Below are 11,804 nucleotides of genomic sequence, written 5' to 3'. Positions count from 1 at the left end.
GCTCAGCGGTGGTTCCAGGCCTCGACCGTGGGCTGCTCGCGATGGTGGCCGAGGATGGCGACCGAGCCCACCTGGAAGGTCAGGTGCTGGCCGAAGCGCGGCGCCTGCCGCAGGTAGACGCTGGCGAGGATGCGCAGCGCGTGGCCGTGCCCGACCAGCGCGACGTCGCCGTCGAAGAGGTGCGGCCAGATGCGCTCCAGGACGACGCTCGCACGGGCGGCGACCTGCTCGACCGTCTCACCCGGCGTGTCCCCCGGGACGATCTGGTGGTGGAAGACGTTCCACCGGTAGCCGAGCTCGGACCGGATCTCGGGGGTGCTGCGCCCCTCGTAGCCGCCGTAGTCCCACTCCCGCAGGTCCTCGTCGATCTCGTCGATGCTCAGCCCCGCCAGCTCCGCGGTGCGGCGGGCGCGCTGCAGCGGTGAGCAGCGGACGTGCGAGAAGCTGCGGTCGCCCAGCACCTGCTGCAGACCGGCGGCGGCCTCCTCGCCCTCGGGGAGCAGCGGCAGGTCGGTCAGGCCGGTGTGCTGACCGGACTTCGACCACTCGGTCTCGCCGTGCCGGATGAGGATGAGCTGGTGCGGGGGGATGGCGGGTCCGGGGATCTCCGGCGTCGTGTCGCTCATCCCTGGCAGACTACGGGTATGGCTGACGATCCGCACCGCTCGGTGTCCCTGACCCGCACCGGCCCGGGCCACTTCGAGGCCCGCAACGCCCGGGGAGGGAGCATCCCGGTCGGCGACGGGGCCGGCGAGGACGGCACGGCCTTCACGCCGGTGGAGCTGCTCCTGGCCGGGATCGCCGGGTGCTCCGGGATCGACATCGACCTGCTGACCTCCCGCAAGGCCCGGCCCGACTCCTTCGAGATCTCCGCCGGTGCGGACAAGGTGCGCGACGAGGACGGCAACCACCTGGGGCCGGTCACCGTGACCGTCCAGGTGACCTTCCCCGAGGGCGAGGACGGCGACGCGGCGCGGGAGCGGCTGCCCGAGGCCGTGGCCATGTCGCGGGACCGCCTGTGCACGGTGTCGCGCACCGTGGCGCTGCCGACCCCGGTCGACTTCGACCTACGCTGACCACCCCGGATGTCCGGGAGCTCGCTGCGCCGCTCCCTGGGGGTCGGTGACGCCGTCACCGTGGGGCTGGGCGCCATGCTCGGTGCCGGGGTCTTCGCTGCCTGGGCGCCGGCGGCCTCGGCCGCGGGCACCGGGATGCTGCTGGCCGTCGTCCTCGCCGGAGCCGTCGCGACGTGCAACGCCCTGTCGTCGGCGGCGCTGGCCGTGCGTCATCCCGTCGCCGGGGGGACCTACGTCTACGGCCGGGAGCGGCTGGGGCCGCTCTGGGGCTATCTCGCCGGGTGGATGTTCGTCGTCGGCAAGTCCGCGTCGTGCGCGGCCATGGCGATGACCGCGGCGTCCCATCTCGCGCCGGGCCGGGAGCGCGTCGCCGCCGTGGTCTCGGTGGTCGTGGTCACCGGGCTCAACCTGCTCGGCGTGCAGCGGTCGGCGGCCGTGACCCGGGTCGTGGTGTCGGTGACGGTCGCCGCCCTGCTCGGCGTGGTCGTGGCGGCGCTGTGGGCGGACCCCGCCACCACGGCCGTCGAGATGGCGTCGCCGGCGCAGCCGTGGGGTGTGCTCGAGGGTGCCGGGCTCTTCTTCTTCGCCTTCGCCGGGTATGCCCGGATCGCGACTCTGGCGGAGGAGGTCACCGAGCCGGGCCGCGTCATCCCGCGCGCCGTGCTGGTCTCGCTGGGGGTCGTCCTGGGGCTCTACCTCCTGCTGGGGGCGAGCCTGCTCCGCGTGCTCGGCGTGGACGGGATCGCCGGCGCGTCGGCTCCCGTCGCCGAGCTGCTCGCGGCGGCGGTCCCGGACGACGCCGACCTGTGGTCGTGGGGGCTGCGCCTGGTGGCAGGCGCCGCGGCTCTGGGGGCGCTGCTCAACCTCGTCCTGGGGGTCTCGCGGACCACGGTGGCGATGGCGCGAGACGCGCACCTGCCCCGACGCCTCGCGCGGGTGTCGGGGGAGCGGGGTGTGCCCCGGGCCGCCGAGCTGGCCGTCGGCGTCGTCGTGCTCGTGGTCGTCCTGGTGGCGGACCTGCGTGGCGCCATCGGCTTCTCCAGCTTCGGCGTCCTGCTCTACTACGGGGTCGCCAACGCCAGCGCGCTCACACTGCGCGGCGACTGGCCGGGCGCGCCGGGGGTGCCGGCGCTCGGTCTGGCCGGCTGCGTGCTGCTCGCCGTGTCACTCCCGACGGCCGCCGTCCTGGGTGGGTCCGGCCTGCTCGCCCTGGGCCTGGTCGGCTGGCTGCTGACCGGGCGCCGGCACGCTGCGGGGTGAGGGGTCCGTGGCATTCTCCGGGCCCTTCTCCGAGGGAGGGGCCGCCCGCGGCTGGTCCGCCGGCCCGGCGTGCAGGTGCCCGGCCTCACGCAGGTGCTCCTGCACCCGGTGGGCGCCCTTGACCCCGAGCAGCGCGCGGGGGTGGATGGCCTGCCCGGCCCGGACCACGGAGATCTGCCCGTTCGGCTCCAGCACGACCAGCGCGGCCTGGGAGAGGTGGCTGACGCCGGCCTGGCGCAGCGAGCTCCACAGCATCGGCATGGTCAGCCCGTAGCTGCGCAGCGTGTCGTTCTGCACCTTGCCGGCCACGACCAGCACCGCCGCGCGGGCCCGTGACTGCGCGTCGAGCTGCGGCAGCGGCAGCCGTCGCAGGTTGCGGAAGGTCACCTCGAGGCCGGCCAGCGTGCCCAGCGCGATGAGCCCGCCGGTGAGCGTCGGCACGTGACCCATCGTCGAGCGACCCACGATCGCGCCGAGGACGGTGACGATCGCGAGGTCGAGGCTGCGGGGGCTGGAGTAGAGACGTTGTCCCCACAGCCGCAGCACGGCGCCGAAGACGAAGTAGGTCGTGATCGTGCTGAGCACCACGGCGATCGCCCCGGCGGGCGTGATGCCGATGTAGTGCCACAGGTCACGCATGACCCTCATCGTCGCAGATGGCGACGGGAAAACCGGTGGCGGTGCCGACGTCGTGTCGGGCACGCTTGCACCCATGGCACAGGACACGACGAGCGGGACGGCATACCGCTGGAGCACGCTGGGCGCCGCCGACGTCGAGGCGTGGTCGGACCTGGTGAACCACCTGGCGACCGTGGACGGCACCGAAGAGTTCCTGTCCGCCGAGGACCTGGCCGAGGAGCTGCAGGCACCCGGTCACGACCCGGAGCAGGACACGTGGGCCGCCTGGGACGGCGACACCATGGTGGGGTATGCCTCGGTCAGCGCACCCAGGACGCCGGACCGGGACGGGCAGTCGCGGGGGTACATCGGTGGCGGCGTGCGGCTGGAGCACCGCGGCAGGGGGCTGGGCAGCGCGCTGCTGGACCGGGCCGAGCCGCGGGCCGAGCAGCTGGCCCTGGAGCGGCACCCGGGCCTCACCGGGTACCTCTCGGCCGACGGCGGGCTGGAGGGATCCAGCGCCCGTGTGCTGCTCGCGGACCGCGGGTATACCGTCGCCCGTTACTACAACTACCTCACCCGGGGCCTGGACGACCTGCCGGCCGTGGGGGAGGTCGCCGGTGTCGAGCTCGTCGACCCCACCGACGCCGACCTGGAGGACACCAGGCTCGCCCACAACGCCGCCTTCGCGGACCACTGGGGGTCGGGGCCGGTCGACGGCGAGCGCTGGCGGGACATGTGGACCTCGCGCAGCTCCCGTCCCGCGGTGTCCACCCTCGCCCGTGGTCGAGGAGGTCCGCTGGACGGGCAGGTGCTGGCCTACGTGCTGCTCGGGCAGTGGGTGGACCGTGAGGCCTACGTGTCGATCCTCGGGACCGTCCCGCAGGCCCGGGGCCGGGGGATCGCCGCCGTCGCGCTCGCGCGGTCGATGAGGCTGGTCGCCGAGTCCAGGGACTACGACCTCATCGGGCTGGACGTGGACTCCGAGAGCCTGACGGGCGCCACCCGACTCTACGAGCGGCTCGGCTTCGGCCTCAAGCTCCAGACGGCGGCGATGCGCAGGCCGCTGCCACCGGTCTGACCCACCGGCCCCGGCGCCGGCACCTGACCCCTAGGGTGGGGCGTGTGAGCACCCCTGACCATGCCGGGCCGCTCGCGCAGACCGTCATCGGCGATCCCGGCAGCCCGACCGTCGTCTTCTGCCACGGCCTGCTGGGCCGGGGCCGCAACTTCACCGGTATCGCCAAGGCGCTGCAGCCCGACTTCCGCTGCGTGCTGCTGGACATGCCCGACCACGGCCGCTCGCCCTGGACCGAGCGCATCGACTACGCCACCGCGGCGGCGCTGCTCGTGGAGCAGCTCGAGCACCTGGCGACCGACGGGCCGGTGCACCTCGTGGGCCACTCGATGGGTGGCAAGACGGCGATGACCGCGGCCCTGCTGGCGCCGCACCTCGTGGACCGGCTCGTCGTCGTCGACATCAGCTACCGGGTCCGGGGAGGTGAGCGAGTTCGAGCACCTGCTGGGCTCGCTGCTGGCGCTCGACCTGTCGGCCGTCACCTCGCACGGGCAGGCGGACCGCGAGCTCGCCGCCTCGGTCGGGTCGCCCGCCCTGCGCGGCTTCCTGCTGCAGAACCTGCGGCGAGACCCGGGGACCCAGACCTTCGGCTGGCAGCCGAACCTCGAGGTCCTCCGTCGCGACCTGCCGACGATCACCGGCGACATCCCGCACGAGGACCGCACCTTCGAGGGGCGGGTGTTGTGGATCGCCGGGGGGGAGTCGCCCTACATCACCGAGGCGCACGAGGGGCCGATGCGGGCGCTCTTCCCCCGCACCGTCCAGGTCACCCTCAAGGGCGCCGGGCACTGGGTCCACTCCGAGCAGCCGGAGGCCTTCACCGCGACGCTGCGGCACTTCCTGGGCGGGCGTGCAGCGACCGTGAGAGCCTGAGCCATGGCACGCTTCCTCGACATCCACCCGGTCGACCCGCAGCCCCGGCTCGTCGCGCAGGTGGCGCAGATGCTGCGGGAGGGCGGTCTGGCGGCCTTCCCCACGGACGCCTGCTACAGCCTCGGCGCGCATCTCGACGACCCGGACGCCAAGGCGCGCATCGTGGCGATCCGGCAGGTCGACGAGCGGCACCACTTCACCCTCATGTGCGCCGACTTCTCCCAGCTCGGGCAGTTCGTGCAGCTGGACAACGCCGTCTTCCGGGCCGTCAAGGCGGCGACCCCCGGGTGCTACACCTTCATCCTGCCCGCCACCAAGGAGGTGCCCCGGCGGCTCCTGCACCCCAAGAAGCGGACGGTGGGCGTGCGCATACCCCAGGACCCGATCTGCCGGGCGCTGCTCTCGGAGATGGGCGAACCGCTGCTCACCAGCACGTTGCTCATGCCGGGGGAGGAGGAGCCGCTGGGCCACGGGTGGGAGGTCAAGGAGCGGCTGGAGCACGTGGTCGACGTCGTCGTCGACGGCGACCAGACGGGCTGCGAGCCGACCACCGTGGTCGACCTCTCGGAGGGGTATGCCGAGGTGCTGCGCGTCGGGTCCGGCGACCCCGCACCGTTCTCCTGAGCCGGCGGTGGCTCAGGCGAGGGAGAGGAAGAGCTTCTCCAGGCGTGCCAGGTCGACCTCGCCGTCCTCATCGGCCAGGCACTGGCGCAGACCGCTCGCGATGATGGTGTAACCGGCCCGGTCCAGGGCCTTGCTCACCGCCGCCAGCTGGGTCACGACCTCCTCGCAGTCCCGCCCCTCCTCGAGCATCCGGATCACGGCCGCCAGCTGCCCGTGCGCACGGCGCAACCGGGTGATCGAGGGCCTGACCTGCTCCGGATCGAGCTCCACGGGGTCAGTCCTGCGAGCGTTCCCAGCCCAGGCCGCCGACGTCCGCGCCGAGCTCCTGGTCGACTCGCGCTCGATGTAGTCGCGGCGCTCGGTGGTGGGGGCCTCGACCTCGAACAGCAGACCGGTCCGCTCGTCCTGCTGGACGGTGATGCGCACCTGCCCGCCGTCCCGGAAGGGCACGGTGTAGCCGTCCTGCTCGCGCAGCGACCCACGGTGCAGCTGCGAGCGCTCCATGTAGTCCTCCAGCACGGCGCCCGGCTCCGGCACCGACAGGAAGGCCGAGCTGCGCTCGTGGCCGGCGGAGGACACGGCCTCGAAGGTGTTGGGCATCGCTCTGGCACTTCCTCGTCGTCGGAGATGTCGCGGAGCCCCCATCATGGCAGAGACGCGGGTCCGGCGAGTGGACGACCCGCCTCAGCGGCGCGAGAGCAGGACGGCCACCTCGTGATGCCGGGTCTGGGGGAACATGTCGAACATCCGCGCCCGCCGCACCCGGTATGCCGGCATCCGGGCCAGGTCCTCGGCCAGCGTGGCCGACGCGCAGCTGGAGTAGACGACGTGGGGTATGCCGGAGCCGTCCAGCCAGCGGGACAGCGTCTCGCCGAGCCCTCGCCGCGGCGGGTTCACCACCACCAGGTCGGGCCGGTCCTGCGGGGGCGCGGCCAGGGCATACCCGGTCGCGTCGGCGGCGACGAAGCGCAGCCCCGCGGCGGTCTCGGCGGGCAGGTCGGCACGGCTGCGCCGGGCGCCGCGGACGGCCTCCGCGGACACCTCGACCCCGGTGACAGCTCGACCGGTCGCAGCCACGTGGACGGCGAAGCCCCCGACCCCGCAGTAGAGGTCCCAGACGGTGCTCGGGGCGAGGTCGGCCACCCACCCCGCGACCTGGCCGTAGAGGGCGGCGGCGACGGCGGTGTTGGTCTGGAAGAAGCTCCGGGTGCGAGGTGGAGGATGACCTCGCCGACCCGCATGGGCAGGGTCGCCTCGTCGGTGAGCAGCTCCTCCTCGGGGCCTTCGAGCACCGCCGCGTGCGCCGGCTGCAGGTTGATGCTGGCCACGCGGAGGCGAGGCAGGTCGGCGCGGGCGCGCACGGCGTCGACCAGCCCGGTCACCCGCCGCCGCTGGCCGGGGGAGCGCAGGACCACCCGCGCCATGAGCGCGCCGTCGGGGGAGTGGGTCAGCAGGACGTGCTTCAGCTCGCCCTGGCGGGTCGGCACGTCGTAGGGGGTCAGCCCGGCGTCGGCGAGCAGGGCGGGCAGGGACTCCACCACGGTGGCCAGGCCGGGTTCGTAGAGGCCGCACCCCCGCAGGTCGATGCCGTGGCCAGCGGCGTCGAGGATGCCCACGGTGGGGGCGGCCTTGCTCCCACCGATCACGAGCTTGGCCTTGTTGCGGAAGTGGGACTCGCGGCTGGGCACCGCCTCCGCCCACGCCTGCCCGGCGACATGCCCCGACAGGGTCGCGGCCACGGACGCCTGCTTCTCGGCGAGCTGGGCGGCGTACGGCTGCCCCATGAGGGTGCAGGACCGGCACGCTCCCGCGTCGAAGTAGTCGCACCGCACCGCGACAGCCTAGCGAGCGCCTAGGGGCGACCCCCGGTGCGCAGGCTGTCGACGGACCACCGTCCCGCCCCGGTGAAGGTCAACGGGAGGACGAGGGCCACGAGCAGCAGGACGGTCGCGCCGGTGAGCGAGCCGTCCTCGGCGAGCGGCCGGTAGCCCTCGGCCAGGAACATCCCGAGCGTCCACACCGCCGCGAGCAGCGCGGTGAGGAGGAAGGCGGACGGGCGGGTGAACAGTCCCAGGAGGAGCAGGACGGGCAGCCCCACGGCGGCCAGCATGAGGACCCAGGCGAAGAAGTCCGGGGCCTGGGAGCCGAGCAGGGTCTCGTCGACCCGGGCCGTGAACCGGGGCATGTCGGCCGCCGCGTGGAGTCCCTGCGGGACCAGCAGGAGAGAGCCGGCGCGCAGGAGCAGCAGGCCGAAGTCGAGCGAGCGCCCGTGCGCCTCCACCGGACCGGTGACGGCATACCCCTCGTCCCACAGGTCGCCGACCTCGCGGTGGTAGTCGGAACCGTCGTTGGGCCTGTCGCCGTGCTCGGGATCGGCGCTCTGGGTCATCGCCCCACTGTCCCAGGAAGGCGGCGCCTCGACCCGGGACCGGGCGGCGTGTCCGCGAGGTGGGTCAGGGCCGGTTCAGCTCCTCCCGCAGCGCGGCGGCGTCCGCGGCGAGGTCATCCTGGTCCCGCGGCCCCTTGCGGCCGAGGTCGAAGTCCCCCGGGTCGGAGGTGGGGAAGACGTGGACGTGCGCGTGGGGGACCTCGAAGCCCTGGACGATGACGCCGACCCTGTCGGCGCCGTAGACGCGCTGCTGGGCACGGCCGATGGTCGCGCAGACGTCCATGAGATGGGCCAGCGTCTCCTGCGGCAGGTCCACCCAGTGGTCGACCTCCTGCCGCGGCACGACCAGGACGTGACCGGGGGTCAACGGTTCGATGTCGAGGAAGGCGACGCACACCTCGTCGCTCCACACTACCTGGCCGGGGATGTCGCCCTCGATGATCTTGGTGAAGATGGTCGCCATGCACCGAGCGTAGTGAGCCTCCGGGCGCCTTGCACCGGTAGCGCACCGGTGGTGTGCCTCAGGTGGCCGAGGTCGCACGACCCGCGCGAGGCACAGCGGGCGTGAGCCTGTCGGGCTCGGTCGACCTCGACGCCGCCCAGGGCCTCGGAGGTCGGCGGGAGCGGGTGCGGCGGCGTGCCTGGCGGACCGTGCTCGGCGGGGTTGCCACACTGGGCGCCATGGCGGACCTGACCGAGCCCTGCCCCAACTGCGGCACCCGGATGCGCTGGGAGACCTCGCACGAGCGGTGCGACGGCTGCGGGTGGATCAGGCCCTGCTGCGAGGGCGCCCCGTGCCCGGGATAGGCCGCGCGCAGGCCCTGGCCGCCGCCCTGGCGACCTGGTTCGTGCTCGTCCTGCTCCTGGGCGCCGTCGGCTTCAGCGTCGGGGTCGCGCTCGCGGCGGCCTGCGAGGGCGGCCTGGAGTGCCTGAACCACCTCTTCGGCGGAGCCCTCGTCGGGGCGCTCGTGGGAGCCGTGGTCGCGGCCGTCCTCGCCCGGCGGTGGATGCGCTGGTGGTGGCTGCCGACGACCCTGGTGCTGCTCGTGCCGGGCGCGATGCTCGCCGAGGTCGACGACACGCTCTCGATCGTGCTGGTCCTGCTCGCGCCCGTCGTGGCCGGACTCACCGCGGTGCGGCCGGGCGAGCGGGACGAGGACACGGGGGAGCGGCAGCCCGGCTGGTGGCCGGGCCTGCTCGCCCTGGGCGTGGCGGCCGCTCTCGCCCTGGGCACGTGGTTCGTCCTGGAGCGGCAGGACCGGCGGGCGGCGATCGCCGAGGTGGAGGCGGTCGAGGCGCTCGGTGTCGAGCTCGTGGCGCCGGTCGACCGCGACGATCTGCGCATACCGACGATGACGGCGCTCTCCGGGGACGACGTGAGGTACACCCTGGCACGCGGGGAGCACCCGGAGGTGTCCTACCTCGACGTGGCGCTGCGCCCGGAGGGTGGCGACTGCGCCTCGCTCACCGAGCATCGTCCCTGCGAGCGGCTCGGCGACGGCCTCAGTGTCTACCGGAATCCCGAGAATGACCACTGGGTCGTCTACGTCGACCTCGGCGAGAGCCATGCACGCCTCAGCGACGGCACCGGCACCGGCCGTGCGCCGGGCTGGACCGAGGACGAGGCGGTGCAGCTGGCGCTCGAGCTGGAGCCGGTCGACGCCGCCTGGCTGGTCGACGCGGAGGAGCGATGACGTCGGGACGGGAACCCAGGACAGTCAGGCGACGTCTCGCCGACCGGGTGCCCGGGGAGCGGCTCTCTGACAGCGACTTTACATAATGTGTTTTATCGGCGTTATAGGCCGGCCGGGAGTGACCCGCGGTCGCCCCTCTCGGACCTGGGCAAGCCTGTGCACCAGATGCAGCGTCGAGAACGGCGCTTCGCGTGCACATCCTTGCCCAGGTGCCGGAATCCTCGTCCGGTGCACACCCGTCCTCAGGCGCCCGGAGGCTGGTCCGGGTCCGCCGGGCCGTCGACGTTGACGGTGGGCGCGCCGGAGCCGCAGCGCACGATCACCGCTCGTGAGGGTTGGTCGCCAGGGTTCGACTCGCGGTGGACCGCCCCGGCGGGCACCCGGACGAAGTCGCCGGGCCCGGCCTCGATCACCTCGGCGCCACCGGGGCCGGACTCCAGCCGGAACGTGCCCGAGACGATGTAGAGCGTCGTCTCGTGCTCGCCGTGGTGGTGCCACCCGGTGACCGCGCCTGGCTCGGTGTCCACCGTGCCGGTCCACATCCCGGCGCCGTGCTCGGCCCGGCGCCGGCTCATGCCCGGCGTCGGGTCCGCCGCCACCAGCGACCCGTCCCCGATGAGGCGGCAGGGGGTCGCCGCGCTCCGATCCTGCGTCATACCTCATTCGACCGCAGGCGTCGTCCTGCTGTCCACTCCCCCCGGTGCCGCGGACCGTCGACCACCGACCGGGCACGCGGACCCCCGGGCGCGGCCGGTATACCTTGTGCTCCGAGGAACGAGCGAGAGAGCGGGACGGATGCCGCAGGAGCAGGACGACGGCGTGGAGCGCAACCTGTTCTGGCGCGCTGTCCACCGGGTGGACACCTCGCGCCCAGTGCGCGCCTTCGTCCGCTACCTGCTCGTCCGGGGCAACCTGTCCGCGGGCGGGGTGACGATCTCCGCGCTGGTCTCCCTGGTCGCCCTCGTGACCATCCTCACCAACGGCTTCCGGGCCACCCTCGGCCGGCAGCCCGAGCTCTTCGACCGGGTGATCCAGGCGATCAACACCGCCTTCCCGGGCCTGGTCGACGACGGCAGCAACGACGGCATCATCGACCCCGACCGGCTGATCCTGGAGCAGTCCTTCACGCTGGCGACGATCATCTCGATCCCGGTGCTGCTGTGGACCGCGACCAACGTCATGACGGGGCTGCGCAACAGCGTGCGGTCGATGTTCGGCCTGACCGGCGCGCCGTTGCGCCCGGTGCGCGGCAAGGGCTGGGACGCCCTCGGGGTGGTCCTGCTCAGCCTGGCGGTGCTGCTGTCCTCGCTGCTGCTCAGCGGCTCGACGGGGCTGGCCCGCTCGGTCATCGAGGAGCTGGACATCAGCGGCGGCGCCAGCGTGCTCCTCATCCGGATCGCCGCGGTGACCGCGGCCTTCGTCGTCGACGCCGTCGTCTTCTACCTCCTCTTCCGGGTCGCGGCCAAGGTGCGGATGCCGTGGCGCGACGCCCTCAAGGGAGCGCTGCTCGGCGCGACCGGCTGGGGGCTGCTGCGGCTCGCCGGCACCCAGGTCATCGGCGGCTGGGACAACCCGCTCTTCGCTTCCTTCGCCGTGCTGGCGACGCTCATCGTGTGGATCAACCTCGGCCTGCGCTGGGTGCTGTTCACCGCAGCCTGGACGGCCAACCCGCCGCACACCAACCTCCCCGTCGTCCCCACCGAGGTGCACGCCAAGGAGACCCCCAACTACGTGACCCAGAGCGCCCCGCACACCCTCGGCTGGCCGCACCACGAGGTCACCGGCACCCTCATCCCCCACAACGGCGTCGTCGGCCACGACGACACGGCCGCGGAGCCCAGCGACACTCCCCTGCGCGACTCGTAGGCTCCGGAGGAGGACCTTGACCGGGAGCGCTTCTTCCCCGACCAGCCCGACCTCGTCCCGCGTGGCGCAGCGCACGCGATGCAGCTCGTGCCCTCGGGCCCGGCTTCCCCACCGAGCCCAACTGGCGGCTCTCTTCCGATCCTTCGCGCTGACCTACGAGATCATGCTGCTCGCCTTCGGGGGCGACCTGGTCCGGGAGCTGCAGACCAACGACGAGGCCTACCGCGCGGCCTCCCGGCAGCTCACGCTGGAGGAGTGGATGGCGCGGCCCTGGCACCAGCGCTACGTCGACAACGTCTGCCGCCTCACCGCCGCGCTGATGTGAG

Annotated in this window: 15 protein-coding genes and 2 pseudogenes; 10 read left to right on the top strand and 7 right to left on the bottom strand. The window is 73.3% G+C overall.

Translation table 11 applies throughout. The annotated features are described in order from the left end of the window. Positions 1–2 precede the first annotated feature (2 nt). On the bottom strand, positions 3–626 hold the full coding sequence (locus tag BJF80_RS13010) for a histidine phosphatase family protein (protein WP_075814220.1): 624 nt from the start codon (positions 624–626) through the stop codon (positions 3–5). Positions 627–644: 18 nt separating this feature from the next. Between BJF80_RS13010 and BJF80_RS13005 the strand changes: the two genes are divergently transcribed. Beyond that, entirely contained in the window at positions 645–1,076 is a 432-nt protein-coding gene (locus BJF80_RS13005) for an OsmC family protein (protein WP_022923927.1), read from the top strand. A 9-nt stretch (positions 1,077–1,085) separates the two neighbouring features. After that, positions 1,086–2,336: an APC family permease gene (locus BJF80_RS13000; protein ID WP_075814218.1), complete on the top strand. Its 1,251-nt coding sequence runs from the start codon at positions 1,086–1,088 to the stop codon at positions 2,334–2,336. Here BJF80_RS13000 and BJF80_RS12995 read toward each other — a convergent pair. Further along, positions 2,241–2,975, bottom strand: coding sequence for a DUF421 domain-containing protein (locus tag BJF80_RS12995; protein WP_075814216.1), 735 nt, complete (start codon positions 2,973–2,975; stop codon positions 2,241–2,243). The genes BJF80_RS13000 and BJF80_RS12995 overlap by 96 nt on opposite strands. Positions 2,976–3,048: 73 nt before the next feature. On the opposite strand from BJF80_RS12995, the gene BJF80_RS12990 reads away from it, so the two are divergent. The 4 genes and pseudogenes from BJF80_RS12990 to BJF80_RS12980 all read left to right on the top strand — a co-directional run bounded on the left by BJF80_RS12990 (position 3,049) and on the right by BJF80_RS12980 (position 5,529). Then, positions 3,049–4,035 (top strand): GNAT family N-acetyltransferase, encoded by a 987-nt coding sequence (locus tag BJF80_RS12990; protein WP_158068538.1) that lies wholly within the window; start codon positions 3,049–3,051, stop codon positions 4,033–4,035. Positions 4,036–4,070: 35 nt separating this feature from the next. After that, positions 4,071–4,583 (top strand): annotated as a pseudogene (locus BJF80_RS21635) (alpha/beta fold hydrolase); the annotation flags it as partial. Positions 4,584–4,710: 127 nt separating this feature from the next. Beyond that, positions 4,711–4,905 carry an alpha/beta fold hydrolase gene (locus BJF80_RS21630; protein ID WP_414899295.1) on the top strand — a complete coding sequence of 65 codons (195 nt, stop codon included), beginning with the start codon at positions 4,711–4,713 and terminating at the stop codon, positions 4,903–4,905. A gap of 3 nt (positions 4,906–4,908) precedes the next feature. Beyond that, positions 4,909–5,529 carry an L-threonylcarbamoyladenylate synthase gene (locus tag BJF80_RS12980; protein ID WP_075814212.1) on the top strand — a complete coding sequence of 207 codons (621 nt, stop codon included), beginning with the start codon at positions 4,909–4,911 and terminating at the stop codon, positions 5,527–5,529. 12 nt (positions 5,530–5,541) lie between these two features. Here the strand turns inward: BJF80_RS12980 and BJF80_RS12975 are convergent, their stop codons facing one another. The 4 genes and pseudogenes from BJF80_RS12975 to BJF80_RS12960 all read right to left on the bottom strand — a co-directional run bounded on the left by BJF80_RS12975 (position 5,542) and on the right by BJF80_RS12960 (position 8,381). Beyond that, positions 5,542–5,799: a metal-sensitive transcriptional regulator gene (locus BJF80_RS12975; protein WP_075814368.1), complete on the bottom strand. Its 258-nt coding sequence runs from the start codon at positions 5,797–5,799 to the stop codon at positions 5,542–5,544. 414 nt (positions 5,800–6,213) lie between these two features. Next, a pseudogene (locus tag BJF80_RS12970) lies at positions 6,214–7,361 on the bottom strand (class I SAM-dependent methyltransferase). Positions 7,362–7,381: 20 nt separating this feature from the next. Continuing rightward, a complete protein-coding gene (locus BJF80_RS12965; RefSeq protein WP_075814210.1) occupies positions 7,382–7,918 on the bottom strand; it encodes a DoxX family membrane protein in 537 nt (178 codons plus the stop codon). A 64-nt stretch (positions 7,919–7,982) separates the two neighbouring features. Beyond that, entirely contained in the window at positions 7,983–8,381 is a 399-nt protein-coding gene (locus BJF80_RS12960) for an HIT family protein (RefSeq protein ID WP_075814208.1), read from the bottom strand. A gap of 101 nt (positions 8,382–8,482) precedes the next feature. Here BJF80_RS12960 and BJF80_RS12955 point away from each other — a divergent pair, with 101 nt between their 5' ends. Both BJF80_RS12955 and BJF80_RS12950 read left to right on the top strand, forming a co-directional pair. Next, a complete protein-coding gene (locus BJF80_RS12955) occupies positions 8,483–8,725 on the top strand; it encodes a hypothetical protein (protein ID WP_075814206.1) in 243 nt (80 codons plus the stop codon). Further along, entirely contained in the window at positions 8,713–9,612 is a 900-nt protein-coding gene (locus BJF80_RS12950) for a hypothetical protein (RefSeq protein ID WP_075814204.1), read from the top strand. The genes BJF80_RS12955 and BJF80_RS12950 overlap by 13 nt, the downstream gene beginning before the upstream one ends. Positions 9,613–9,854: 242 nt before the next feature. Here the strand turns inward: BJF80_RS12950 and BJF80_RS12945 are convergent, their stop codons facing one another. Beyond that, on the bottom strand, positions 9,855–10,268 hold the full coding sequence (locus BJF80_RS12945) for a cupin domain-containing protein (RefSeq protein ID WP_075814202.1): 414 nt from the start codon (positions 10,266–10,268) through the stop codon (positions 9,855–9,857). Positions 10,269–10,407: 139 nt separating this feature from the next. On the opposite strand from BJF80_RS12945, the gene BJF80_RS12940 reads away from it, so the two are divergent. Beyond that, positions 10,408–11,478: a YihY/virulence factor BrkB family protein gene (locus BJF80_RS12940; RefSeq protein ID WP_083673669.1), complete on the top strand. Its 1,071-nt coding sequence runs from the start codon at positions 10,408–10,410 to the stop codon at positions 11,476–11,478. 163 nt (positions 11,479–11,641) lie between these two features. Further along, positions 11,642–11,803, top strand: coding sequence for a phospholipase D-like domain-containing protein (locus BJF80_RS18920; RefSeq protein ID WP_158068537.1), 162 nt, complete (start codon positions 11,642–11,644; stop codon positions 11,801–11,803). Position 11,804 lies beyond the last annotated feature (1 nt).

The organism is Serinicoccus sp. CUA-874 (assembly GCF_001942225.1).
GTDB classification, from domain to species: domain Bacteria; phylum Actinomycetota; class Actinomycetes; order Actinomycetales; family Dermatophilaceae; genus Ornithinicoccus; species Ornithinicoccus marinus.
This window is presented reverse-complemented; position numbering and strand designations above follow the sequence as displayed.

Excerpts from the sequence above, each read along its gene's own strand:
- BJF80_RS13010 (WP_075814220.1), bottom strand. The coding sequence starts at position 626 with ATGAGCGACACGACGCCGGAGATCCCCGGACCCGCCATCCCCCCGCAC.
- BJF80_RS13005 (WP_022923927.1), top strand. The coding sequence starts at position 645 with ATGGCTGACGATCCGCACCGCTCGGTGTCCCTGACCCGCACCGGCCCG.
- BJF80_RS13000 (WP_075814218.1), top strand. The coding sequence starts at position 1,086 with ATGTCCGGGAGCTCGCTGCGCCGCTCCCTGGGGGTCGGTGACGCCGTC.
- BJF80_RS12995 (WP_075814216.1), bottom strand. The coding sequence starts at position 2,975 with ATGCGTGACCTGTGGCACTACATCGGCATCACGCCCGCCGGGGCGATC.
- BJF80_RS12990 (WP_158068538.1), top strand. The coding sequence starts at position 3,049 with ATGGCACAGGACACGACGAGCGGGACGGCATACCGCTGGAGCACGCTG.
- BJF80_RS12980 (WP_075814212.1), top strand. The coding sequence starts at position 4,909 with ATGGCACGCTTCCTCGACATCCACCCGGTCGACCCGCAGCCCCGGCTC.
- BJF80_RS12965 (WP_075814210.1), bottom strand. The coding sequence starts at position 7,918 with ATGACCCAGAGCGCCGATCCCGAGCACGGCGACAGGCCCAACGACGGT.
- BJF80_RS12960 (WP_075814208.1), bottom strand. The coding sequence starts at position 8,381 with ATGGCGACCATCTTCACCAAGATCATCGAGGGCGACATCCCCGGCCAG.
- BJF80_RS12945 (WP_075814202.1), bottom strand. The coding sequence starts at position 10,268 with ATGACGCAGGATCGGAGCGCGGCGACCCCCTGCCGCCTCATCGGGGAC.
- BJF80_RS12940 (WP_083673669.1), top strand. The coding sequence starts at position 10,408 with ATGCCGCAGGAGCAGGACGACGGCGTGGAGCGCAACCTGTTCTGGCGC.
- BJF80_RS18920 (WP_158068537.1), top strand. The coding sequence starts at position 11,642 with ATGCTGCTCGCCTTCGGGGGCGACCTGGTCCGGGAGCTGCAGACCAAC.